Here is a 24096-nt window from a genome sequence, read left to right as displayed (position 1 = left end):
GCGACGGCTCCGAGGTTCAGTCGTAGTGGATCAACGAGCGCGGCAACGCGACCGGACGACCTTCGATGAGGTCGTCGAGTACCGCGAAGATGGCGTCGGCATCCGGTGGACAGCCGGGGATGAAGTAGTCCATCTCGACCACCTCATGGCAGGGGTGAACCTTGGTGGTGAGCCGCGGGATGTCCGGATGACACGGAATGACCGGCGCCGCACCGGGAACGGCGGTCGGCGAGTTCAGGTAGGCCTCTGCGAGGCAGTCCGTCAGCTCGAAGACGTTGCGCATCGCGGGAACGCCACCCCACACGGCGCAGGCACCCACGGAGATGAGGACGTCGCAGTTGTCGCGGAAATGGCGCAGCGTCTCGATGTTGTCCTCGTTGGCCACCCCGCCTTCGATGAAGCCGATCGCGCAGCGCTTCGTGATCCGCTTGATGTCGGTGAGGGAGGAACGGTGAATGGTGATCCTGGTCAGCAGTCCCAGGATCCGCTCGTCGATGTCGAGAAAGGACAACGTGCATCCCCAGCAGCCGCACAGGCTGATCATCGCGACGTCGAGTTTCCCATCGCCGGTGTCCTCGCCGGTGTCGTGGCTCACGGTGCACCGTCCGAGCTGTGCAGGGCCCGGTCGCGAACCGACTCGACCTCGTACTTGCGCCGGCCGATCGGGACGTCGTACCCGACTCGCTTCTCGAGGATCGCACCGACCGGGCATATCTCGACGGCGTACCGGATCTGTTTCTCGGGCATGGCGTTCGCGCGCTCGGTGTCGACCTCGATGCGAGACTCGGAGCCACGGTGACTGATGCTGAAGATCTTCTCCCCCGTTCCCTCGTCGCGCACGAACTCCACGCAGCGCTGGCAGAAGATGCAGCGATCCCGTTCCAGCCAGATCCTCATCGAGGCGTGGTCCCGGTCGCGGTGCGGGAACCGGTAGGGGAAGCGCGAGACGAGCATGCCCACCTCGTAGCCGACGGCCTGCAGCGTGCAGCGGCCGCTCTTCTCACAGCTCGGACAGTTGTGATTGCCCTCCGAGAACAGCAGCTCCACCAACGCCTTTCGGAATCTTGTTGTCTCCGGTTCGTCGACGTGCACGGTCATGCCGTCGCTGACGAGCACCGTGCAGGCCGCGGCCACGACGCCGTTCACCTGCACCGAGCACACTCGGCACGTCCCGAGGCAGGGCTCGCCCTTGAGGTAGCACAGCGCCGGGATGTACACCCCGGCGTCGGCCGCCACGTCGATCAGGGTCGCGTTCTCCTCGGCCGACACCTGGATCCCGTCGATCTCGAGCTGGATCTTCATGTCGTTGTGCCCGTTCCCATGTCGTCGATCACCTCGGTGCGGCCGGGGAGAGCCGCGGCCAGGTCGAACGAGGGCAGCAGGGTACCCGGCTGCGCGCTCAGTCTGCCGCGGTAGAGCTCGGGGAACTTCCCCATCGTCGTGAGAAGCGGGTTGGCCGCGGTCATCCCGAGCCCGCACCGGCTGGTGGCCCTGGTCAGCGCACCCCAGCTGGCCGCTTCGTCCAGATCCCGCTGCACCGCGGTGCCCGCGATGATCCGTTGCACCTTGTCGTGCAGCGCGACGGTGCCCGCCCGGCAGGGCACACAGATACCGCAGGATTCGTCGGCGAAGAACTTCGTGTAGTCGGCGACGCAGTCGAGCAGGTCTCGAGTTGAGTCGAAGACGGTGACGGCGCCGTTGCAGCCGATGTCCTCGTACGCGATCCGGCGCCCTCCGTCGGCGGCGACCGACAGGCACTCTCCCGATGGTCCGCTCACCTGGACCGCGTGAGCGTCCCGCGCACCGACCATCGTCAGTACCTCGTCGAGCGTGATGCCCCACTCGACCTCGTAGACGCCGGGTCGACTGCAGTCCCCGGCAACGCTCAGCAGGCGCGCCCCCGCCGACTCCGGAGTGCCCATCCGGCGGAACCACGCTGCGCCCTCCTCCATGATCCGGGTTGCCGCAGCGAGGGTTTCGACGTTGTTGACACACGTCGGCTTGCCGAGATAGCCCCGCTGAATCGGGTAGGGCGGCTTCAGGCGCGGCGTGCCCCGATTGCCCTCGCACGACTCGATCAGGGCGGACTCCTCGCCGCACACGTAGGCGCCGGCCCCCAGCTGGATGCGGATGTCGAAATCGAATCCGGCGTGGCCGCCGATCCCGGTTCCCAGCAGCCCGTCGTCGCGGAGTTCGGCCAGCTGGCGCGCCAGATAGGCGGCCAGATAGGCGTATTCGGCGCGCAGGTAGAGGATCCCGTTCCGCGCCCCCATCGCGTAGGCGGCGATGACCATCCCGAGAAGGACGTCTTTGGGTGTGTGAGTCAGCAGCGCCCGGTCCTTGAACGTGCCGGGCTCGCCCTCGTCGGCGTTGCAGATGACGTACTTGTCGTCACCCGGCGCGTCCCGGCCCAGGCGCCATTTCAGCCCGGTCCGGAACCCTGCCCCGCCGTAGCCGCGCAGTCCGGAGTCGGCGATCATGCCGATCACGTCGTCGGGCGTCTCTTCGAGGCAGCGCTTGAGCAGCGCCCGGTGATCCGCTTCGCCGTGGAAGAAGACCGGGCCCCGCGTGTGCACGTTGGACTCCACCAGGTGCTCGACGTAGGCGAGGCCGTCTTCGGGAAGCCCGGCCGGGTTCACGATGTCCGCGGCGCTCCTGCCCGCCTTCAGCTGGCCGATGACGTCTGCCACGGTGTCCGGAGTGAGCCGGGTGACGGCCACGCCGTCGAGCAGCATCGCCGGTTCCTGATCGCTGAGACCGATGCACGGCGTCTCGAAGAGACCGAACAGGCCGGCGTCGTCGGTTCCCCCGAAGCGGGCTCCGGTCCGGTGTTCGAGCGCGTCGTACACCGCCCGATACCCCCGCGTCTTCGCGATCACCGTGTTGCTCAGGTAGATCCGATGCCGGCCGGAGGGCTCGCGGTGGAAGAAGTGATAGAAGGAGGCCGTCTCGACGATGTCCAGCGGGGTGCGCTTCAGCGCGGCCGCCAACTGCGGTAGGTGCTCGTCGGGAAGGTATCCGTAGCGACGCTGAACGTCCCACAGGATGTCGATGAGCCGTGTTCCGTCATGGTGGTGCCGCCCGAGTATCGCGTCGATGTCGGCGGTCATCGTGAATCGCCCCCGGTTGAGTGTGCGGAACAAGCCAACCCTGCGTGTCCGCGCCCAACCGGGGGTAGGGCCATTTGGCATCAGCCGCGCCCGGCACTACCCTGAATTGAGACTTTCTTCAATCCATCAATCCGCAGGGGAGGGCCGTGCCGTGCCAGAGCCGTTTCCCGGCGTGACCGAGCAGCCGCTCTACGAGATCAAGGCGAACCTCTTCAAGGCCCTGGCACATCCCGCCCGAATCCGGGTGCTCGAGATCCTCTCCACCGCCGCCGCTCCGACACCGGTCAGCGACATCCTCGCCGCGACGGAGATCGAACCGACGTTGCTGTCCCAGCATCTGGCCGTACTCAAGCGCCATCGGGTGGTCAGCGGGCACCGCGTCGGCAATGCCGTCTACTACGAACTCGCCCATCCGAAGATCTCCGAACTGCTGGTCATCGCCCGCGCATTCCTCGCCGATACGCTTGGCAGGCAACGGGATCAACTGGAGGCGTTGAAGACGTTGCCACCGGTCGGGCCGTCGACGTGATCAGTGCGCTGTCCCGCGGCATCAGTCGTTTCGTCCCTCGCCGCGCCGACTACTCCGCACTCCCCCGGTCATGGCGTCGTGACGTCCTGGCCGGCCTCACCGTCGGTGTCGTCGCCCTGCCGCTCGCGCTGGCGTTCGGCATCAGTTCCGGGGTGGGCGCAGCGGCCGGGCTGATCACCGCCATCGTCGCCGGCCTGGTCGCCGCCGTCTTCGGCGGTTCCCACGTTCAGGTGTCCGGACCGACCGGGGCGATGGCGGTGGTACTGGCGCCCATCGTCGCGCAGCACGGGGTGGGCAGCATCGCGCTGGTCACCGTCCTGGCCGGAGTCATCGTGGTGGTCGCCGGGATCGCCGGCCTGGGGCGCGCGGTGACGTTCATCCCCTGGCCGGTGATCGAGGGCTTCACGTTGGGCATCGCGGCGATCATCTTCCTGCAGCAGGTTCCCGCCGCGTTCGGCGTGACCGCTGAGGCGGGCCAACGCACCCTCCCCGCGGCCTACGGTGTCGTGGCACAGGTCGTCGGGAACGGTGACTGGTCGTCGGCGGCGAAAACCGTTGGCGTGGTTGCCTTCGTCGCACTGGTGATGATCAGGCTACCGAGGCTTCACCCCGGTATCCCCGCATCGCTGATCGCAGTGATCGCCGCGACCCTGCTGGTGACGGCGTTCGGACTGTCGTTGGCGACGATCGGGGAACTCCCATCGCAGCTGCCCGGACCCGTGCTGCCCGAGGTCGACCTCGGCGCCCTGCGGACCCTGGTGGGTGCCGCCGTGGCGATCGCGGCGCTATCGGCCATCGAATCCCTGCTCTCGGCGCGGGTCGCGGCGACCATGTCGCCGACCGGTCCGTACGACCCCGATCGCGAACTGCTCGGTCAGGGTTTGGCATCGGTCGCGTCGGGGGTGTTCGGGGGTATGCCCGCCACGGGCGCGATCGCGCGCACCGCCGTCAACGTCCGCGCCGGTGCCCTGACCAGGGTGTCGGCGATAGTGCACTCGCTGGTGCTGCTCGCCGTGGTCTACCTCGCGACCGGCCCGGTGTCGGCGATCCCGCTGTCGGCGTTGGCCGGTGTGCTGATGGTGACGTCCTTCCGGATGATCTCCGCGGCAACGGTGCGGCAGATCATCCGTTCGACCCGCTCGGACGCCCTGACCTTCGTGGTGACTGCCACGGTGACGGTGTGTTTCGACCTCATCGAAGCCGTCGAGATCGGTATCGTCGTCGCCGCGGTGTTCGCCATTCGCAGCGTGGCGCGCCGCAGCAGTGTGGTCCGCGAGGAGTTGCCGGGACCCCACCGGCCGGGTGACGAACGCATAGCGCTGCTGCGTCTGGACGGGGCCATGTTCTTCGCTGCGGCCGAGCGCATTTCGGCGGCGATCGTCGATGCCGAGCACCCACACGTCGCCGTGGTGATCATTCGGATGTCGCAGCTCGGCATGCTCGACGCCACCGGGGCGCACACACTGTCGGAGATCACCAGGCAACTCGAGGCACGCGGTATCACGGTGATCATCAAGGGGGTTCAGCCCGAGCACAGAGACCTACTCGCCAACGTCGGCGTGTTCGACTCGCTGCGGCACCACAATCATCTGATGGACACGTTGGACGAGGCGATCGCGCACGCCCGGTCCCACGTGGCCGCGTAGGCCCGTCGGGACCTTCGGCCCTGCGATAGAGGCCGAATGCATGCCGTTCAACCCCCCGTCGGCACCCTAGCGTCGGCTGTATCGCACCACCGGAGGAGCACCGCCATGTCCGACCATCCATCAGATCGAATCGTCGTCGGCGTCGACGGGTCCGCCGCATCGGATGCCGCAGTGCGCTGGGCCGCCAGAGACGCGGCGCTGCGCAACGTCGAGTTGACGCTGCTGCACGTGGTTCAGCTTCCCGCGGTCTCGGGAGTGGGATATGCGATCGCTCCGCTCCCGCGTGAGTTCATCGAGCAGCAACGCGACGAGGGGCAGCGCGTCATCGACGCGGCCCACCGCATCGTCGAAGCGGACTTCTCGCCGAGTGAGCGCGTGGTGCTGCGCGACGAGTTGGTCACCGCCAACCCGATTCCGACGCTCATCGACGCGACGAAGGACGCTCAGCTGATCGTGGTGGGCAGCCGAGGTCGAGGCGCGTGGCGCCGGGGCCTCTTCGGGTCGGCGAGCAACGGACTGGTCCATCACTCGCACTGCCCGGTGGCCGTGATCCGCGACCCGGCGGACGGTCGTGTCGAACACGAGGGTCCGGTGGTCGTCGGCGTGGACGGCTCACCGGCGTCGGAGTTGGCCGTCGCGATGGCGTTCGACGAGGCGAGTAGGCGCAGCGCCGAGTTACTGGCGGTGCACGCGTGGAGCGACGCCGTCCACTCCGGCATTCCGGTTTCGGCCTGGCCGGACTTCCAGCCCGAGGCCGAGGAGACCTTGGCCGAGCGGATGGCCGGCTGGCAGGACCGCTACCCGGACGTGCACGTTCATCGCCGGGTGGTCTTCAATCAGCCGGCGCGCCACCTGCTCGAGGCCGCCGAGACCGCTCAGCTGCTCGTAGTGGGCAGCCACGGCCGCGGGGGTTTCGCGGGCATGCTGCTCGGCTCGGTCAGCAGCACCGTCGTCCACGCCACGGACACCCCTGTGATCGTCGCCCGCCGCGGGTGACTCGACGCACGCGCTGCGCCGCTCAACGAGTCGCCACGCCCGCTAGGCCGGGATCGAACGTGGCGCGCGCAGCAACCGATGCCGCCGCGGCCGACACGATCACCTCCGCAGCGGCCTCGTAGCCCTTCGGGAAGACGATCTCGGCGCTGTCCGGGCCGTCGCGGTGCGCCATCAGCCAGTCGTAGACGAGCCAGTCCAGCGCACACGTCACCGCCATCGGATCGGCGTTGGCCGACTGCGCCGACGCGACCACCGAGCGCAGCGCATCGAGGTGCTCGTTGCGTGCGGACTCCTTGTTCACTCCCGAGCTGTCGTACATCATCATCGACAGTGTCAACGGATAGCGTTGGCCTGCTTCGGTTCTGACGACCCAGCGGCCACCCTTCCACGGCGCGGACGGGTCGACCTGCTGCATGTCGCCGAAGCCGCCGACGACGCCGAGCCCCGGATCGTCGAGCTCCCCGTCGAACGGAGCCGGTCCGAGCAGCCCGAGCGGCTGGCGGGCCCGAATCGAGAACAGCGCCGCGGTTCCGATGATCTTGCCCGCCCGCAGTTCGGCGGACAGCCCGGTGGATTCCAGAGCCGCCGCGTATTCGAAGCACAGCCGGTCCAGCGTGCGATGGAGTTCGAGCAGGTCCTCGCGCTCATCGGCCGTCGGTCGCCGGCCGCCGCCCAGCACCTCGCCGAAGCGCTCGGCCGCGATGATCAGTGCGTCGTCGATCGCCTCGAGATGGGTGGCCACCAGTCGGTCGGGCTCCTCGTCGTCGGCCACCAGCGCCTGCAGCGAGGTCGGGGCGCCGGTCGAGGTCGCCCAGTAGAAGCCGAGCTGGCCCTCGTCCTGAACGATCCGCGGCCTCATGAGCGTCTCCAGATCACGACGCGATTGTTGCCGGAGTCGGCGACCGCCAATCGGTTCCCGCGCAATGAGATCCCGTACGGCCAGCACAAGGTGTCGCGCTGCACCGACGTCCAACGATTCTCCCCGTTGGAGCCGAAATCGGGTTGTGCCAGTACGTGATCGGCGGGCCGGCCGTCGGCGGGAAGGCCGTCCCACATCAGGATTCGGTTGTTGGCGGTGTCGGCGATCGCGAGGCGCTCGGAGTCGCCCGACCCGTCGAGGGCCACCGCGTAGGGGAACCGGAACCGGTCGCCGGTGTGCGGCCCGTAAGGCCACTCGGAGGCCGAGGTGAAGTCCGGCTGACCGATGACGAGGTCGGCGGGCGCGTCGGCGTCCGGCGGTGGCGACCAGCCGAGCACGCGGTGGTCACCGGCGTCGGCGACGAGCAGCAGGTCGTCGTGTCCGGCGATGGCGTGCGGCCACCGGAAGCCGGCCGGGCCCGCGGGCTGCCCGCGGTTCTCCTCACGGCTCGCGGGGTCGGGCTGGCCGAGCACCACGTCGGCCGGTCGCCCGTCGGTGGGAACGCCGCCGTCCCAACCGAGTACGCGCCGATTACCGGTGTCGGCGACCCAGAAGCGTCCGCCGACGACGGCGATTCCGAACGGCCAGTAGAACGTCGCCGCCGAGCACGCACCCCCCTGGTTCTCGGTCACGCTGCTCGCGTCGGGCTGGCCGATGACGTGATCCGGCGGGGTGTCACTGAGCACGGGCACCTCGTCCCACACCAGAATCCGGTGATGCCAGGCGTCGGCGACGATCAGCCGGCCCTCGTGGACCAGCACCCCGGTCGGCAGGTTCATCCCGCGTTCCGGCCCGCGCCCGTTCGCCGCGCGGCCCTCGGTGACCCCGTCCGGTTGACCGAGCACGACATCGGCGGGTTGCTCGTCGGCAGTGGGGACACCGTGCCAGACCAGCACGCGGTGGTTACCGGAATCAGCGACCACGACGTGGTTCTCGCCGAGATACACCCCCCGCGGCGAGTACATCCAGGCCATGGTGGGGCTGGCGGGCGGCAACGCCAACCCGCCCGGCGCGGGCGCGCCCAGCCACCGTTCGGGAACCCATCCGTCGCTGAGGTCGGCCTCGGGCGCGACGTCCACCCTGGCCGGCCGCCCGCTGACGTTCAGGCGGACGGTGTAGCGGCTCACGAGGTGACCCGAACCCAGACGTCGCCGCGGTCGATCCGTAGGGGCAGCTGCTCCAACTGCGCGCCAGGCGCCGTCAGGCACTCCCCCGACGTCGCGTCGTAACAGAAGCCGTGCCACGGGCAGGTCAGGGTCCCGTTCGACACGTCGAGCATCGCGTTGTCCAAAGGCAGTGCCTCGTGGGCGCATTCGTTCCGATAGGCCGTCAGCTTGTTCTGGACGTTGACGACGATGACCTCTGCTGAGACACCGGAGGAAGCGGTGACCGTGCTCGGTGTGATGGCGCCCTCCGGCAGCTCACCCGCCGGGGCGACCTTCACCCATCCCTCCTTCGCGGGGCTCAACCCGACCCGCAGGGACTCCACCGAGATCAGGGTGGGTGACGGCTCGTTGGGCAGCACCTCGACGTGGCCGATCCCCGGCACGCCGTCCTTCAGCGCGCCCTCGACCAGCGTGCGCAGCGTCACCGACGACATCGAGCAGCCGTTGCACGCTCCTTCGAGCCGGACGAACGCCGTGTCGCCCTCGATGCGCACCAGGGCGACGTCGCCGCCGTGGCTCTGCAGCTGCGGACGGACCTCCGTCAGCACGCGGTTCGCGAGCGTCATCGGATCCGGTCGCACGATCTCGTGCAGCGAGAACAGCAGGTGCACCACGGGGTCGTCGACGAGGTCGAACAACGCCTCTCGGGTGGCCTCGTCCGCCTTCAAGCGGCGCACGATCGACACCAGCCCGGCCCGGTGGATCGCCTCGACGGAGGCCTTGACCTCCTCGGCGATCCCCCGCGACATCGGATCAAGCCCCGCCAGCGCCCGCATCGCGTCGTCCACCCGGTTGGCGAGCTTCTCGAACTCCGGTTCACCGTCCGGCGTCGGAGCGGATGTCGCATGGTCGGCTGTGGCGGTCATGATGACTCGGTTCGGTTCAGCGTGACCTGTCGGGCGACCTCGTCGAGCACGCCGCGCACGGCCCGCACCGACTCGTCGTCCCCGAGTTCCTCGAAGAGCGAACGCGCCTCGTACAGCTTGGCTTTGGCCTCGTTGAACGCACCGAGGTGGGCGAGCACGTTGCCCTGGTTGGCCAGCACCCTGGCCCGGCCGAGCGGATCGGTGTTCCGGTCGCGGGCCTCGAGCACCGCCTCGTACAGTTCGACGGCCTCGACGAGGTTGTCGGCCTGATGCTTCGACGGCGAGTAGACGAGCGAATTGGCGAGGTTCAGTTGCACACTCGCCCACTGCTCGGGATGGTCTTCGCGCGTGTACACGGTCAACGCCGACCGCAGCGACTGCGCGGCGACCCCCAACCTCAGCTGGCCGGAGGCCTCCACCATCGGCATCGTCAGGTAGGCGGTCGCGAGGTTCGCGTGCGCCGACGCCCACAGCAGGGGTGCATCGCCGCGCTGAACCAGCTGCAGCGCGGAGTGATAGTGCGGGACGGCCTGAGCCAGCAGGCTCGGATTGTCCTGAGCCTGTTCGTGCAGCAGCCCCGCCGCCGTCAGGTGCAGTTCGGCGCGTTCGACCCGCAGCGCATCGGCGCCGTCCAGCAGCCGCAGCGCCCGCTCGATGCGTTCGTGCGCCTCACCGGGGTCGTCCGTCTCGAGGTGAACCGACGCCGAGGCCCCGAGCAGCACCCCGGCCAGCGGCGCGGAGGCGACGCGGGCCTGTTCCACCGCGGAATCCAGCAGTCGGATAGCGGAAGCGGGGTCGTCGGCGAGGGCGTGGCTGGCCGCCGCCGCCGCGAGCAGTACGGCCGCCAGTTCCGCGTCCGAATCGCCGACGTCGGGCGGCTCGTCGATTCGTCCGAGCACGAAGGACACCAGATCCACCAGCGGGGCGAACTCTCCGAGTGCGGCCCGAAGCTCGCCCGCGTCCTCGAGGTCGGAGTCCAGGACGAATCGGTTGTAGCGCGAGATCGGGTCGGTGCCGTCGAGCGCGGCGAGCGCGGCGAGCGCGGCGTCGCGATCGCCGGCGAGGGCGTGCCGGTGGGCGGCTAGCCGGGGCGGCCAGTCGTCGGGCAGACAGCCCGCGAGCAGCGCCCGGCGGGCGTTCTCGGTGTCGTCGCCGGCCGGGATCAGCAGATACCCCAGGGGAAGGCCGAAGGCGCCCAACGGTTGTGGGCGCACGGCGAGTGTCGTCGACGGTTCTCCGATCGCGATGTCGGTCACGGCCCTCCCTCGTTGGTCATCCGGTCAGCGGACCCGACAGGTCACGCTCAGCGGCACGTTTGATCACACTGGCGGCCAGTTCGGCCCGGCGGCGGGTCCGATGGGTGTCGATGCGCTTTCGCACGACCCCGTCGGCGAAGACCACCGCGATCTCCACGGCGAACTGCCCGCGCTCCTCGACGATCATCGTCTCGACGGCGTGCGCGTGGTCGGCGGAACTCCGTTCGGGCATCACGTCGTCGGCTCCAGCGGGACGCGCAGTGCGCCGCGCTCGTCGTCCCAGAAGGCCGTCCGAACTCCCACCGGGATACGGCCGTACAGCACCTCGTGAATCAGCGCGCTGCGATCCCCGGCGGGATTGCGTTGTTTGAGCAGCAGGCCGCCGCTACGGGGGCCGCGCAACGGGATCAGGAGGAAGTCGTTGCCGCGCACGATCGCGGCGACTGCATCCGAGGCGAACCTGCTGGCCGCGAGCGCCGCGTCGAGTCGGAGGTAGCCGTCGGCGGTGAACTCGACCGTCACCTGGGACGCCTTCGCGGGACGGAGAGGGCCCAGGAAGTCGCGCTCGACGACGTCGATGACGGTCTGCATACCCGCCAGCACCGGCTCGGACAGCTCGGCCCCGTAGTCGACTCCCGCCACTTCGATCAGGAACACGGTGATGTCCGTCGGGCAGGCGTCGCCCAGCGCCCACCTGGCGAAGGCGATGGCGTGGTCCCAGCGGAACGAGTGGGTGTGCAGCCCCTGCAGGGGTGGCAGTTCCTCGAACTCCTCACCGGGGACCCGGTAGACCGTTCCCGGCGCGGCTCCGGTCGCCGCCGCGTCGACGATGACGACCCGTTTCGCTCCGCGCATCCGGAACGCGGTGTCCATGCCCGCAGTTCCGCCGTCGACCATCTGCGCTCCGTCGGGCACCCCGAGCTCCCAGAGATGGCGGATCAGAACGGGACCCACGCCGTCGTCACCGCGCAGCAGGTTGCCGCAGCCGACCACGAGCACCTCGCATCCCGGCGGCTCGATGTCGACTGCAGACCTGGGGTTCAAAGCAGGGATCACACCATTCCGTTGATGACGAACTTGGACAGTTCCTTACCCGTCTTGCCGTCGTAGGCGTGCACGGTGCAGACCAGGCAGGAGTCGAAACTCCGTGCCACATGGCCGAGTTCCACCGGATCCTCGGCGTCCACGATCGGCGAGCCGACCAGCGCCTGCTCGATGGGCCCGAGCACGTCCGAGCCGTCCCGCGGTCCGATGTTCCACGCCGTAGGGGTCACCACCTGGTAGTTCTTGATCTTGCTGTCCTCGATGACGATCCAGTCCGCCAGAGCGCCGCGGGCGGCTTCGGTCGCGCCGAAGCCCTTTCCGGACGCGTGCTCGGTGGGCTTGGTGTAGAAGCTCTCCTTCAGGTCCAGTTCGTCGAGCCACTGGCGCGCCCACCTGTAGTACTTCGGAGCCTCGTGCATGCGCGCCATCTGGCGGACGAACACGCTGGGCCCGATCGAGTTGTACAGATTGGGGAACAGCGGGTCGTCGTCCTGGTGTGCCGCCGCGTTCGGCCCGCCGGCCGCCATCCGCCGGGCCAGCGGACCGGCCTCGAGAGGCACGTTGCCGAGCCCCCCGCCGATGTCGTACCGCGGCGACTTCGCCCAGCTGTACTTGCCCTGGCCCCGGCCGACTTCGGGATCGACGGGGATGGTCTCGCCGTCGAAGGGATGCAGCGGGCGCGTCCCCTCGTAGAACGAATGGGTGACGTCCTCACGCACCTTGGCCTGATCGAACTCGTGCCACGCGCCGTTCGCGTAGATGCCCGAGCGGCCGATCAGCGCGGCGTTGCGGCCGTCGATCGTCGGATTCTCGTACAGCGACGGCTCGAAATAGGTGCCGGTCGCCAAATAGTTGCCGACGCCCTGGCCGTACTTGTCCAGTCCGACATCGAGGCAGTAGCGGATGAAGAAACCGCAGTCGCTGTTGTGCTGGGACTCGTTCTCATCGACCCAGGCGAGCATGTCCTCCCACGTCTTGACCTCCAGCCAGCGGTCCACGGTGCAGCCCAGCCATTGACCCTCGAGCCAAGCGTCCTTCCAGTGCTCGAGGATCGCGATGGACCTGGTGACGTCGGACAGCGTCGGTGCGCACATGACGCCACCGGGCACCATGAAGCTCGAGTGCGGCCACTGGCCTCCGAAGATCGCGTACACCTCGACCGGCTTGCCCGAGAGGACGACGCCCGGTTGGTAGCTGGTGCCGACGTAGGGCGCGAACCGTCGCACCGCCTCGGCGTACATCGGCGACTTCGCGTAGTTCTTGTTCGTCAGGTCGATCGCGAACAACGCGTAGAAGTAGCGCGGAATCGACTGCAGCGTCTCGGCGGCCTGGCAGATGTTGCGCACCAACGTCGCGTTGTGGGGCATGTGCGTCGCCCACGCCGTGTCGAGCGCGTAGGCGGACTTGTAGAGGTGGCTGCCGCCGCAGATGCCGCAGATCCGCGGACACACGACGAGCCCGGCCTGAGGATCCTTGCCGCGCAGGATGATCTCGAACCCGCGGAACATCGCCGCCTCGGTCCACGCCGAAGTGACGACGCCGTCTTCGATGGTGACTCGGACGTCGAGGTCACCCTCGACTCGCCCCAGGGGGCTCACGTACAGGTCGAGTGCGGTCATTGTGGTGTGGTCCTTCCGATGAAACCTGGGCTGACGAACTGGCGGCGCGGTGCCGGGATCTCAAGCACCGTTAGACGACGAACATGTCTTCCTTCGACCACTGCGGCGCCGCGATGCGCGCCGCCGCGGCATGCGCCATGTAGGTCAGGTGGTCGGTTCCCTCGGGCACTTCCTTCGGGATGATGCCGCTGACCTTCTGCGTCTTGAACACCGTGCCCGGCGCGAGGTCGAAGTGCGGGAACTCCGGTTCGGTGCAGCCGAGGCACGGCATACCCGCGCGGGTCTTGGAAGACTGCCTGTTCCAGAGGATTCGGTTGCACGGCGAGTGCGTCATCGGACCGCGACAGCCGAACTCGTAGAACAGGCAGCCGGTGCGGGTGCCCTCGCCGAAAGACATCGTCGACTGCTTGTACTCGAAGAACTGCACGCGGGTGCAGCCGGTTTGGGTGAAGGTCTTGAAGAACGTCTCGGGTCGGTGCAGTTCGTCGAGTGTCAGATCGCCTGCGCGGCCGGTGGCCAGCGCGACGAGGATCTGGGTGATCCAGTCCGGATGCGCCGGGCATCCGGGGATGTTGATGACGGGCAGGCCCATCTTCGACTTGAAGTCCGGCCCGAGGAAGCCGCCCTTGCTGCGCTTGTGGAACTGCAGTCCGGTGGAGCCCGAGGGGTTCGGCTCCATTGCCGGGATGCCACCCCAGCAGGCGCAGTCGCCGATGGCGACCACGATCTGCGCGGCGCCTGCGAGCTCGTTGACCCAGTCCTTCATCGGGCGGTCGGCGAACATGTCGGTGCGTCCGCCGTAGGCCTCCATGACGGTTCCCTCGAACACGAAGATGTCAAGTGGCCGTTCGCCACTCGCGCAGTCGTTGAAGACCTTCTGCGCGTTCTTGCCGAGCTCGAGCCCCAGCGACGGATGCCAGATCAGGTCGAGGCCGAAGTCGACGATGAGGTCGACGACGTTGGGCTCGTCGGCGTTGAGGAACGACATCGTGTTGCCACTGCACGCGCCCCCCTGAAACCACAGCACCGAAGCCATGTGAACTCCTCTCCTGTGGAGCCGCGAAGGCCCACAATCACTGTCACCGTCACTACGTGGAAAGCTGTCGCCCGAACGCCTTGGCCACTTGAAGCAGGAACCCGAGTCCGCGAGCCACGTCGGGGTCTTTGGCCGCCTTGAGGATGCCGAAGAACCCCTTCGGGCCCTGCGCGCCTTGCGCGTTCGCCGTCTTCGCCTCGACGAGCGCTTCGCCGAGTTGTGCGAGCACCTCGGTGGCCTGCGGATCCGTTAAGCGCGACGACAGCAGGGAGTTGAGCGCGGGAGTCGCGTCGACCACCTTGTCGGACAGGGTGGCGAAGCTCTGCGCCAGTCCCGCCAGATCGATGGACTTCAGCGCGTCGATTCCGGGGATCGACTGGGTGAGGGAGGCGCCCGCGGCGTCCCCCTTGGCCTCGCCGATGGCCGAGGTGAGCGAGTCGCTGATCGTGTCGCTGCGTCGCACCAGGCCGTCGAGGCCGGATACCAGAATCGCCAGCAGGTCAGCGTGTTCGAGCAAATCGTTGAGGGACTCGGCGACGCGCGGATCATCCAGCTTGGCGCGCACCCGGTCGGCGGGCGACAGTTCCAGGACCTGACCGTTTGCTGTCATTGCGCCTCCGTGTGTCAGTGACTGCCCTGGTCACAAAATAGTCCGGCGATCTTGCTGCGCCTATCGGCATTACGCAGATATCGTCAGGATTGCGCACACTTCAATACGCTGGTGCGCAGCGGGATTGGATCGGCGATGTCACGGCTGAAGCGACTCGGGTTCATCGACGTCCGCCACACCGACGACCCGGTCCGGCGGAAGGTGCGCTCCCGCGGGGTGCCCCCCGCACTGACCGGCAACGAGATCTTCTATACGGAGAACCTTCGCGACGCGGCGACACTCATCGGCCAGGCCTTCTCCCCCTTGACACTTCGCGTCGCAGACGACCAGCTCGATGCGTTCGCCGCGGGGGTGCACGGGGTGAGGTTGCGCAACGTCAGCATGCTGTACGTCGATCTCCACGTTCCCGCCGTCGTCGACATCCCCCGACAAGGGCCGTACTACGCGGTGCACATGCCCATGAACGGCTGTGCGCTGGCCGAGCACCGGGGTCGATCGTTCGAGGCGAACAGCATCTGCGCGCTGGTGAGCAGCCCCGGCGAGGCCCTCACCATGCATCTCGACCTCGATTCCCCGCAGCTGGTGCTGAGAATCGAGGAGCCGGCGATGGCCGCCTATCTGACCCGTGTCATCGGCCGTAGTCTGGCGCACCCGTTGGCTTTCGAGCCGGAGTTCGACCTCACCAGCGAGGCCGCGATGCGCTGGCACGCCGCCGTCCAACTCATTCACACGGAGGTCTTCCACACCGGCTCGCTGGTGGGTCGCGGCCAGGGAATCGGCGCTGTCGAGGACCTCGTGATGAGCAGCCTGCTGCATCTGCAACCGTCCAATTACCACTCCGAGTTCACTCAGCCGGCGCGGCCGGACAAGCGCGGAGCCGTGGTTCAGGCGGCCATCGACTACCTCGACGACCATCTCGCCGAGCACGTGACGATGCACGCCGTGGCAAACGCCGTGCACATGAGTGTTCGCGCGGTACAACAGGGTTTCCACGATCAGCTCGGCATGACGCCGATGACCTACGTGCGCGAACGGCGCCTCGAGCGGGTGCACGCGGAGTTGATGGACGCCACGCCCGCCGACGGCATCACGGTGACGGCGGTGGCCGAACGCTGGGGGTTTCACCACCTCGGCAGCTTCGGCGGCGAGTACCGCAAGCGCTGGGGTGAGTCACCGTCGCAGACCCTGCGGCGCTAGAGCGTCCCTAGCAAATGCGCGGAAGTTGCTCGCCCAGTTCGCGTTCGATCACACGCGTGGTGCCGAACGCCGTGCGCCCCACGGCCATGCCGGGATGCTCGGAGACCGCTCGGCCGATGACGACGGCACCCGCGCCCTCCGGGTGACCCCGCATCGCCGCGAGCACCGCCTCGGTCGCGGACGGGTCGACGAACGCGACCAGCTTTCCCTCGTTGGCCACCTGGAGCGGGTCCAGCCCCAGGAAGCCGCACGCCGAGGCCACCGACTCCGGCACCGGGATCGCGGCCTCGTCGAGCGCCACTCCGACACCCGCGGACCTGGCGATCTCGATGACCGCGGCCACCAGTCCGCCGCGGGTGGGGTCGCGCAGCGCGTGAATCCGGCCGCTCGCATCGGCCGCCAGCATGGCGGCCACCAGTCCGTGCAGTGGCGCACTGTCGCTGGTGACGACCGTGCCGAAGTCGATCCCCGCCCGCACGCTCATGATCGCAACGCCGTGCTCGCCGACGTTCCCGGAGACGATGACGTCGTCGCCGGGACGGACGCGCTCCGGTCCGACGTCCACGCCCTCGGGTATCACGCCGATGCCGGCGGTGTTGACGAAAAGCTGGTCCGCACTGCCCTTTCCCACGACCTTGGTGTCGCCGGTGACGATGCCGACGCCCGCGTGGTCGGCGGCCTTGCCCATCGACTGGGCGATTCGCCCGAGCAACTCCAGCTCGAGCCCCTCCTCGAGGATGAACCCCGCGGTCAAACCGATCGGGGTGGCCCCGCTCATCGCGAGGTCGTTGATGGTGCCGTTGACGGCCAGGTCCCCGATGTCACCGCCGGGGAAGAACAACGGCTGCACGACGTACGAGTCCGTCGACACCGCGATCCGCCCGGCGGGCACGGTCAGCACCGCCGAATCCCTGGACGGACCCCCCGTCCCGCGCCCGGAGTCGAACGCGGGCAGGAACAGGTTCTCGATGAGCTCCTCGGACAGGATGCCGCCGCCGCCGTGGCCCATCACGATGCGCTTGGTCTCGCGCAGCGGGAGGGGGCACACCCAGTCCGCCGGATCGATTGCGGTCACGGGCTCGTCAGGCACGAGCGGACGTCAGGTCGGTGAGGTTCAGCCTGCGGAACTGGTAGTAGGCCGCGCAGGCCCCCTCGCTGGACACCATCGTGGCGCCCAGCGGGGTGCGGGGCGTGCACGACGTGCCGAACGCCGGACACTCGTTGGGCTTCAGCAGGCCCTGAAGCACCTCGCCGCTGTGGCATTCGGCGGACTCCTGCACCTGCATGTCCCCGACGCCGAACCTCAGTTCCGCGTCGAACTCGGCGTATCGGGGCGACAGTCTCCAGCCGGACTTCGGGATGACGCCGATGCCGCGCCACGGCCGGTCGGTGACGACGAAGACGTCCTTCAGCGTCTCCCTCGCGACGACGTTCCCCTGGTCGCTCACCGCCCGTGGGTAGGCGTTGCGCAACTCGGCCCTGCCGTCTTCGAGCAGATCCACGAGTTGCCGCACCCCCTCGAGGAGATCGAGCGGCTCGAATCCCGACACCACGATGGGGATCCCGAACTTCTCCACCAGCGGACCGTATTCGGACGTTCCCATCACCGTGCACACGTGGCCGGCACCGAGGAAGCCCTGGACCCGGTTGGTGGGCGAGGACAGAATCGCCGTCATCGCGGGCGGTACGAGGACGTGGGAGACCAGCAGGTAGAAGTTCTTCAGGCCGAGTCGTTGCGCGTGGACGACGGACATCGCGTTAGCGGGTGCGGTGGTCTCGAAGCCCACCCCGAAGAACACCACGTCCCTGTCAGGGTTGTCGGCCGCGATCTGCGTCGCGTCCAGCGGGGAGTAGACGATGCGCACGTCGCCGCCGCGCGCCCGGACGCTGAACAGGTCCTCACGACTTCCCGGCACTCGCAACATGTCGCCGAACGAGCAGAAGATGACGTTCTCGCGCGCGGCTATCTCCAACGCGCGGTCGATCATCTCCAACGGTGTGACACAGACCGGGCAGCCGGGGCCGTGGATGAACTCGACGGCGTCGCCCAGGAGCTGGTCGATACCGTTGCGGATGATCGAATGCGTCTGCCCACCACAGACTTCCATGATGGTCCAGGTCCGGGTGGCCCGGCGGGTGATGCGATCGACCAGCACCCGAGCGGCCACCGGGTCGCGGAATTCGTCTAGATACTTCACGCCAACTCCCTGCGGTCATCCAGGGCGGGGGATTGAACGCCGGCGAGTTCCTCTTCGAGGATGCCGAGGTCGGCGAACATCTTGAGGGTGTCGTTGGCGGATTCCTCGTCGAGCCGGTTCAACGCGAAACCGGCGTGAACGATGGTGTATTCACCGATCTCGAGGTCGGGCAGGTACGCCAGGCAGACCTTCTTGGTGGTGCCGCCGAAGTCGACGGTGGCCATCCTGGTACCCGATTCGTCCCAGATCCTGGTTATCTTGCCGGGGATTCCGAGGCACATGAGCCACTTCCTTTGCTAGACGATCCTAGGTGTGCCGCTGCCACCGCGACCTGGCCGAGGGCCAGCCCGCCGTCGTTGCACGGCACGACGTGATGGGTGAGCACCTCGAAACGGCGTTCCCTCAGGCCGTTTCGAATGCCTTCGAGCAGGAGTCGGTTGGCGAAGACTCCTCCGGTCAGGCCGATCGTCGGGATCTCGGCCGCGCGCGCACACTCGGCGGCGACGGACACGGTGGCCGCGATGACCGCGTCGTGGAACGACGCCGCGAGATCCGCGGCGCCCACCCCGGCCCGTACACCGTCGACCAGACCGGCCATGACGGGCGCCGGGTCCAGCACGCCGTCACGGATGTCGAAGTCGATCGACACCAGTCCGGTCCGCCCCGTACGCGCCACGTGCTCGAGTTCGACGGCGGCCTGCCCCTCGTACGTGACCTCCTGGCACACGTCCAGCAGGCTCGATACCGCGTCGAACAACCTGCCCATGCTGGTGGTGGTGATACAGCCGACGCCGCTCGGGATCTGTTGAGAGAGAACGTGTCGCCCCGTCGCCCCGACCGCGGCGACCGGAGCGAGATCGACGTCCCACTCGATTCCAGCCCTGGTCAGCAGATCGAGCGCGATCCTCGCCGGTTGCCGCGCGGCGCCGTCGCCGCCGGGCAGGGCGAACGGCTTCAGGTGTCCGACGCGGGTGAATCGGGTAGGCCCGGCGAGTGCGAGAAACTCGCCGCCCCAGATGGTCCCGTCGGTGCCGTAGCCGGTCCCGTCGTAGGTCACCGCGAGCATCGGGCTGCCGAGGCGGCCGTGCTCGGCGAGCAACGACACCGCGTGGGCGTGGTGGTGTTGGACCCGGACCGTGGGCTGGCCGCGACGCTCGGTCCATCGGGTGGTCGCGTACTGCGGGTGCATGTCGCAGACCACCACGTCCGGCCGGTGGCCGGTCATCTCGGCCAGGTGAGCGAGCGCCTCGGAGAAACACCCCTGGGTCCGCGGGTCGGCCATGTCCCCCAGGTGCGATGACATGTGCGCGTGACCGTCGGAGGCCGTCAGGCAGAACGTGGTCTTGATGTCACCGCCGGTCGCCAGCAGCACCGGGGCGGGCGCATCCGTCGGCCTCGGCACCGACACGGGCAGCGGCGCATAGCCGCGGGAGCGCCGCAGCGGCAGCGGAACACCCCTGTCGTCCACGGTGAGCACCGAGTCCTCGCACGGGACGTGAATCGGGCGGTCGTGGGTCAGCACACCGTCGGCCAGGCCGTCGATCCACGGCAGGTCGTCCTCGCGGAAGACGATCGGTGATCCTCCGGCGTTGGCCGACGTCATGACCAGGGCGCTCAGCCCCGACCGTCGGAACAGCAGGTGGTGAACCGGCGTGTACGGCAGCATCACCCCGACGTCGAGCAAACCCGGTGCTACCGAACCGGATAACGCGTTCGGTCGACTCGGCGCCAGGACGATGGGCGCCGCCGGCGACGTCAGCAGGGCCGCAGCCGCCTCGGAGAGCTCGGCGATACGACCGGCCGCGGACAGGTCGGACGCCATCACCGCGAAAGGCTTGGCGGGTCGTGACTTCCGCCGCCGCAACTCGGCGATCGCGTCGGTGGCGTCTGCCCGGCAGGCGAGGTGGTAGCCGCCGACCCCCTTCACGGCGACGATTCCGCCGGCACCGATGACGGCGACGGCGGCGCCGATCGGGTCCTCGACGGTGCCCGGCCCCAGCCACGTCAGGCTCGGGCCGCAGTCGGGGCAGGCGATGGTCTGCGCGTGGAAGCGGCGGTTCCCTGGATCGCGATACTCTTTCGCGCAGCGTGCGCACATCGGGAAACCCGACATCGTCGTGGCGGGGCGGTCGTAGGGCAGGTCGGTGATCACCGTGTAGCGCGGCCCGCAGTTGGTGCACGTGATGAACGGATGCCCGAATCGGCGGTCGGCGGGGTCGGTCATCTCGCGCAGGCAGTCGGCGCACATCGCGATGTCGGGCGGCACCAGCGTGCGGGCGCTACCCGTCGTCGTGGTGCTCTCGACGATGCGGAAGTCGCGGTCCCCGGTCGGGGCGACCGTGCTAACCCGGATGGCGTCGATGCGGGCCATCGGCGGTGGAGCGGCGCGGAGGTCGGCAACGGCAGCCTCGACGTCACCGGGCGCGCCCTCGAATTCGCAGTGGACCGAGCCGGAATCGTTGGAGACGAAACCCGCCACACGCCTGGCACCGGCGATGCGCGCGACAGCGGGACGGAACCCGACGCCTTGCACGACGCCGGTGATGTCGAGCCGCGATCGCACCGTCGCAACGGGCGAATGCCGAATACGATTCATGGGTCTCCCGACCGAGCGGACCAGCGCGCCAATGGGCTGTGGACGCGGTTGGTCGACTTCCAGGCTAGCCCCCGAACAGCGTCGTCATCAGCCGTTCGGACCCATTCCGCCTCGGCGGCATTCACACGGGGATTAGGGTTCGCACCATCGACGACGATTAGGATTGCGGTGACTCGCCGTGCATGAGCTGTCCCTGTGCCAGGCCATCGCCGGCGTCGTGAAACCTCACGCCGCCGGACGGCGGGTGGACGTCGTCCGGGTTCGGGTCGGTGCGCTCCGTCAGGTAGTCCCCGATGCGCTGTCGTTCTGCTGGACCCTGGTGCGCGACTTCGAGGGCATGCAGGAAGCCGAGCTCGAGCTGGAGTTGATCCCCGCCGCGGTGACGTGCCGATCATGCGGTGCCCATTCGGAGATCGCCTCCCGGTTCTCCGTCGCCTGCCCGGCGTGCGGGAGCGCCGACGTCGAGGTCACCCACGGTGAGGAGTTCATGGTCACCTCCATCGAGGTGACCGACCGCGCCAGCGCGGAGTCGTCGAAAGGTCCTCGGAATGGGTAGGTTTCACCGGCACGACGACGGCACCGAGCACAGCCACGACCACGACACGGGTCATGACCACGGCGACCACGGTGGTTACGCCACGGGCTCCCAAAGGGTGGACGTGCTCGAGTCCATCTTCGCCGAGAACGACGTGCGCGCCGACGCGAACCGCCGCGCGTTCAACGACAACGGCGTGCGCGCTGTGAACCTGATGAGCTCGCCGGGCTCCGGCAAGACCACGATCCTGGCCGCGACGCTGGACGAGCTGCGCGACGACGTCGCGGTCGGGGTGATCGAGGGTGACATCGCCACCGATCTCGACGCCGCCAAGCTGGCCGGCCGTGGCGCCCAGGTGTCACTCCTGAACACCAGCAACGGATTCGGCGGTGAATGTCACCTCGACGCCCCGATGGTGAACCGGGCGCTGGCCGGCCTCGACCTGGCCGGCCTCGACCTCGTCATCGTGGAGAACGTCGGAAACCTGGTGTGCCCCGCGGAGTTCGACGTCGGCGAGCACGCCAAGGTGATGGTCTACTCGATCACCGAGGGTGAGGACAAACCGCTCAAGTACCCGGTGATGTTCCGCGCCGTGGACGTGGTGCTGCTCAACAAGATCGACTTGGAGCCGCACCTCGACGCGGACATCGCGGCGTACGCCGACAGTGTCCGGCAGGTCAATCCCGTCGCCCTGGTCCTGCCCGTCAGCGCTCGGACCGGGGAGGGAATGTCGGCCTGGTACGCCTGGCTGCGCGCGTTCGCAGGCGCGGAACACGCCTGACGTCCAAGGTCATCGATCGTGCACGGGACCTTCGTCGCGGCACTCCATCACGCGATTGAGCACCAGATCGAACGCATCTCGGTCACCCGCCAGTCGGCCCAGGTTCCGGGTCGCGAGGAACGCGCTGAGCTGCCGACTCAGCGAACCGTCGGCACTGGACTCCGCACCGAACGGTGATCTGAGAAACTCCCGCGCCAGGCTGTCGATCGTGTAGCGCGGCTTGCGCACCGATCCCGACGACGTCACGATGCCATCTCCCGCTCCACCGGTGCCGCGAGGTCGGCGTTGAAGACGACCGGGCAGTCGAGCAGGGTCAGCGCCTGCGCCGCGTCCGGGTGGAGCACCGTACCGACGTCGTGCGTCACACGGGACGGCGCGAGGAAGAGGCCGATGTTCCTGCTGAACCGCCGGAGATACGTTGCCGGAGTCCACACCCCGGGCAGTGCGACGACATCCAGGTTCGGTAGCGCGTCCCGATACCGCTCGACCTCGGCGCGGATGCGGGCGTGCACCTCGTCCCGCGCGTGCGCCCCTGGGAGAAGAGCGGTGGTGAGTACGCGCAGGGGTGCGTCGCGCAGTACCGCCTCCGACACCGCTACCCGGAGAAGCTCCGCGCCTTCTGGCTCACAACCGATTTCGGTGACCACCGAACCGGTCGGGGACCAGCGACCGCGGACCACGGTGACCGCGCAGGGCGCCGCAAGAAGCAGTTCGGTGATGAGGCTCGCGCGGTGCCCTGGACGGGCCGGCGCCTCACCCGAGGAGCCCACGCACACCACGGCGGGCGCCGCGTGTCGATCGACGAGGGCATCCACGGGCGAGCCGACGACGGCCTCTGCGGTGACATCGTGGCCGGGTGCCACCGCCTCTGCGATCGCGCGCGCGTCGGCGAGTAGGGCGAGCACATCCGGCGAACTACGTTCATCACCAACGGGATCGGCGGCTGATCCGACGCTCGGATCGATCGCGTAGACGGCGCGCAGCGGGACACGTCGCAACCCGGCTTCCTCGGCAGCCCATCGCACGGCCCGCCTCGACGGTTCCGACCCGTCGACACCCACCACGACGGCGCCGGGAGAGGTCATGCGTCCCTGGCCACGATCACCGGCATCCGCGCGCCGTGCACGACCGCGGTGCTGACCGAGCCGAGCAGCAGCCGGGAGAACCCACCGCGACCGTGGCTGCCCACGACCAACAGCTGTGCCTTCTCCGCGTGGTCGAGCAATCGGCGCGCCGGACGGTCCTTCTCGACGATTCGGTGAACCGTGACGTCGGGATAGCGCTCCGCCCATCCGGCGAGGCGCTCGGCGAGAACCTCCTCTGCCCACTCCCCCATGTTGTCCCAGTAGCCGTCGACGAAATCGTCCGTGTGATCGCTCCACACGTGGATCGCGACCAGGTCCACCCCGCGGCGCGAGGCCTCGTCGAAGGCGATCGACACCGCCTTCTCGGATGCCGCCGATCCGTCGACGCCGACCGCAACCGGCGCGTGCGACGGGTCGGGCATCAAGGGGTCCTCGTCGTGGATCACGGCGACGGAGCAGTGTGCGTGATGCAGCAGGGCGGTGGATACCGACCCCAGCAGCAGGCGCTGTGCTTCACCGAGGCCGCGACAACCGACCACGACCGTGTCCGCATCCTTGGACATGTCGACGAGGGTCGGGACCACTGCGGCCGACACCCGGCTGGAGCGAACGGGGATACGCGGCGTTGCGGAGATCGCGTCGTCCACCCAGTTGAGCGCTTCGGCGACGATGGCATCGGCGCGGCGGTTCCGCATCTCCCAGAACTCGGGGGTGGGCGGCACGTCGATCCAGGCGGCCATCACCTCCGTGGGCATGACGTGCACCACCGTGAGGGGTAGATCGCGTAGTTCGGCATCCCGCGCCGCCCAGTCGACGGCCACGCGTGACGCCGGCGAGCCGTCGACCCCGACGAGCACGCCGTGCCGGACGGCCTCCGAAGGTGAAGGTGACATGTTCACTCCTGTCA

Annotated in this window: 25 protein-coding genes; 6 read left to right on the top strand and 19 right to left on the bottom strand. The window is 68.5% G+C overall.

Annotated features, from left to right (window positions below; all coding sequences use genetic code 11):
* Positions 1-16: 16 nt before the first annotated feature.
* From NM203_RS01985 to NM203_RS01975, 3 genes are read right to left on the bottom strand one after another with little or no spacing between them, the layout of a single operon-like run.
* On the bottom strand, positions 17-595 hold the full coding sequence (locus NM203_RS01985; protein WP_255057921.1) for an NADH-quinone oxidoreductase subunit B family protein: 579 nt from the start codon (positions 593-595) through the stop codon (positions 17-19).
* A complete protein-coding gene (locus NM203_RS01980; RefSeq protein WP_255057920.1) occupies positions 592-1302 on the bottom strand; it encodes a 2Fe-2S iron-sulfur cluster-binding protein in 711 nt (236 codons plus the stop codon). The genes NM203_RS01985 and NM203_RS01980 overlap by 4 nt, the downstream gene beginning before the upstream one ends.
* The gene (locus NM203_RS01975; protein ID WP_255057919.1) at positions 1299-3110 is read right to left on the bottom strand and encodes an NAD(P)H-dependent oxidoreductase subunit E; all 1812 of its coding nucleotides are present in this window, start codon (positions 3108-3110) and stop codon (positions 1299-1301) included. Before NM203_RS01975 ends, NM203_RS01980 begins: the two co-directional genes overlap by 4 nt.
* A 151-nt stretch (positions 3111-3261) precedes the next feature.
* On the opposite strand from NM203_RS01975, the gene NM203_RS01970 reads away from it, so the two are divergent.
* The 3 genes from NM203_RS01970 to NM203_RS01960 all read left to right on the top strand — a co-directional run bounded on the left by NM203_RS01970 (position 3262) and on the right by NM203_RS01960 (position 6281).
* On the top strand, positions 3262-3639 hold the full coding sequence (locus NM203_RS01970; RefSeq protein ID WP_255057918.1) for an ArsR/SmtB family transcription factor: 378 nt from the start codon (positions 3262-3264) through the stop codon (positions 3637-3639).
* Complete coding sequence (locus NM203_RS01965) at positions 3636-5285, top strand: SulP family inorganic anion transporter (protein WP_255057917.1); 1650 nt, start codon at positions 3636-3638, stop codon at positions 5283-5285. The genes NM203_RS01970 and NM203_RS01965 overlap by 4 nt, the downstream gene beginning before the upstream one ends.
* A 105-nt stretch (positions 5286-5390) precedes the next feature.
* Positions 5391-6281 carry a universal stress protein gene (locus tag NM203_RS01960; protein WP_255057916.1) on the top strand — a complete coding sequence of 297 codons (891 nt, stop codon included), beginning with the start codon at positions 5391-5393 and terminating at the stop codon, positions 6279-6281.
* 22 nt (positions 6282-6303) lie between these two features.
* Here the strand turns inward: NM203_RS01960 and NM203_RS01955 are convergent, their stop codons facing one another.
* The 9 genes from NM203_RS01955 to NM203_RS01915 all read right to left on the bottom strand — a co-directional run bounded on the left by NM203_RS01955 (position 6304) and on the right by NM203_RS01915 (position 14797).
* Positions 6304-7140 (bottom strand): hypothetical protein, encoded by an 837-nt coding sequence (locus NM203_RS01955; protein ID WP_255057915.1) that lies wholly within the window; start codon positions 7138-7140, stop codon positions 6304-6306.
* Entirely contained in the window at positions 7137-8327 is a 1191-nt protein-coding gene (locus NM203_RS01950; RefSeq protein WP_255057913.1) for an NHL repeat-containing protein, read from the bottom strand. The genes NM203_RS01955 and NM203_RS01950 overlap by 4 nt, the downstream gene beginning before the upstream one ends.
* On the bottom strand, positions 8324-9232 hold the full coding sequence (locus tag NM203_RS01945) for a NifU family protein (protein ID WP_255057911.1): 909 nt from the start codon (positions 9230-9232) through the stop codon (positions 8324-8326). The genes NM203_RS01950 and NM203_RS01945 overlap by 4 nt, the downstream gene beginning before the upstream one ends.
* Positions 9229-10488: a hypothetical protein gene (locus tag NM203_RS01940; RefSeq protein ID WP_255057909.1), complete on the bottom strand. Its 1260-nt coding sequence runs from the start codon at positions 10486-10488 to the stop codon at positions 9229-9231. Before NM203_RS01940 ends, NM203_RS01945 begins: the two co-directional genes overlap by 4 nt.
* A 16-nt stretch (positions 10489-10504) precedes the next feature.
* Positions 10505-10720, bottom strand: a complete 216-nt coding sequence (locus tag NM203_RS01935; protein ID WP_255057908.1) for a hypothetical protein — start codon at positions 10718-10720, stop codon at positions 10505-10507.
* A complete protein-coding gene (locus NM203_RS01930; RefSeq protein WP_408633289.1) occupies positions 10720-11481 on the bottom strand; it encodes a hydrogenase maturation protease in 762 nt (253 codons plus the stop codon). Before NM203_RS01930 ends, NM203_RS01935 begins: the two co-directional genes overlap by 1 nt.
* Positions 11482-11540: 59 nt before the next feature.
* The gene (locus NM203_RS01925; protein WP_255057906.1) at positions 11541-13151 is read right to left on the bottom strand and encodes a nickel-dependent hydrogenase large subunit; all 1611 of its coding nucleotides are present in this window, start codon (positions 13149-13151) and stop codon (positions 11541-11543) included.
* A 70-nt stretch (positions 13152-13221) separates the two neighbouring features.
* Positions 13222-14187: an NADH-quinone oxidoreductase subunit B family protein gene (locus NM203_RS01920; RefSeq protein WP_255057905.1), complete on the bottom strand. Its 966-nt coding sequence runs from the start codon at positions 14185-14187 to the stop codon at positions 13222-13224.
* Between the two features lie 52 nt (positions 14188-14239).
* Complete coding sequence (locus tag NM203_RS01915) at positions 14240-14797, bottom strand: DUF1641 domain-containing protein (RefSeq protein ID WP_255057904.1); 558 nt, start codon at positions 14795-14797, stop codon at positions 14240-14242.
* A gap of 135 nt (positions 14798-14932) precedes the next feature.
* Here NM203_RS01915 and NM203_RS01910 point away from each other — a divergent pair, with 135 nt between their 5' ends.
* Positions 14933-15994, top strand: coding sequence for an AraC family transcriptional regulator (locus NM203_RS01910; protein WP_255057903.1), 1062 nt, complete (start codon positions 14933-14935; stop codon positions 15992-15994).
* Between the two features lie 7 nt (positions 15995-16001).
* On the opposite strand, the gene hypE is transcribed toward NM203_RS01910, so the two are convergent.
* Genes hypE through hypF form a run of 4 tightly spaced genes read right to left on the bottom strand, consistent with a single transcriptional unit; the run spans position 16002 to position 20788 of the window.
* A complete protein-coding gene (gene hypE / locus NM203_RS01905; protein ID WP_255057902.1) occupies positions 16002-17084 on the bottom strand; it encodes a hydrogenase expression/formation protein HypE in 1083 nt (360 codons plus the stop codon).
* Positions 17077-18192, bottom strand: a complete 1116-nt coding sequence (hypD, locus tag NM203_RS01900; RefSeq protein ID WP_255057901.1) for a hydrogenase formation protein HypD — start codon at positions 18190-18192, stop codon at positions 17077-17079. Before hypD ends, hypE begins: the two co-directional genes overlap by 8 nt.
* Positions 18189-18473, bottom strand: a complete 285-nt coding sequence (locus tag NM203_RS01895; protein ID WP_255057900.1) for a HypC/HybG/HupF family hydrogenase formation chaperone — start codon at positions 18471-18473, stop codon at positions 18189-18191. The genes hypD and NM203_RS01895 overlap by 4 nt, the downstream gene beginning before the upstream one ends.
* Positions 18446-20788 carry a carbamoyltransferase HypF gene (gene hypF, locus NM203_RS01890; protein ID WP_255057899.1) on the bottom strand — a complete coding sequence of 781 codons (2343 nt, stop codon included), beginning with the start codon at positions 20786-20788 and terminating at the stop codon, positions 18446-18448. The genes NM203_RS01895 and hypF overlap by 28 nt, the downstream gene beginning before the upstream one ends.
* Before the next feature lie 178 nt (positions 20789-20966).
* Between hypF and NM203_RS01885 the strand changes: the two genes are divergently transcribed.
* Both NM203_RS01885 and hypB read left to right on the top strand, forming a co-directional pair.
* Positions 20967-21344 (top strand): hydrogenase maturation nickel metallochaperone HypA, encoded by a 378-nt coding sequence (locus NM203_RS01885; protein WP_255057898.1) that lies wholly within the window; start codon positions 20967-20969, stop codon positions 21342-21344.
* A complete protein-coding gene (hypB, locus tag NM203_RS01880; RefSeq protein ID WP_255057897.1) occupies positions 21337-22104 on the top strand; it encodes a hydrogenase nickel incorporation protein HypB in 768 nt (255 codons plus the stop codon). Before NM203_RS01885 ends, hypB begins: the two co-directional genes overlap by 8 nt.
* Before the next feature lie 9 nt (positions 22105-22113).
* Here hypB and NM203_RS01875 read toward each other — a convergent pair whose 3' ends face one another.
* The 3 genes from NM203_RS01875 to NM203_RS01865 are packed head-to-tail and all read right to left on the bottom strand — an operon-like array spanning position 22114 to position 24082.
* Positions 22114-22350, bottom strand: a complete 237-nt coding sequence (locus NM203_RS01875) for a hypothetical protein (protein WP_255057896.1) — start codon at positions 22348-22350, stop codon at positions 22114-22116.
* Positions 22347-23189, bottom strand: a complete 843-nt coding sequence (locus NM203_RS01870; protein WP_255057895.1) for a universal stress protein — start codon at positions 23187-23189, stop codon at positions 22347-22349. The genes NM203_RS01875 and NM203_RS01870 overlap by 4 nt, the downstream gene beginning before the upstream one ends.
* Complete coding sequence (locus NM203_RS01865) at positions 23186-24082, bottom strand: universal stress protein (RefSeq protein WP_255057894.1); 897 nt, start codon at positions 24080-24082, stop codon at positions 23186-23188. The genes NM203_RS01870 and NM203_RS01865 overlap by 4 nt, the downstream gene beginning before the upstream one ends.
* Positions 24083-24096: the final 14 nt, after the last annotated feature.

Source organism: Mycolicibacterium arenosum (assembly GCF_024320865.1).
GTDB lineage: Bacteria > Actinomycetota > Actinomycetes > Mycobacteriales > Mycobacteriaceae > Mycobacterium > Mycobacterium arenosum.
This window is presented reverse-complemented; position numbering and strand designations above follow the sequence as displayed.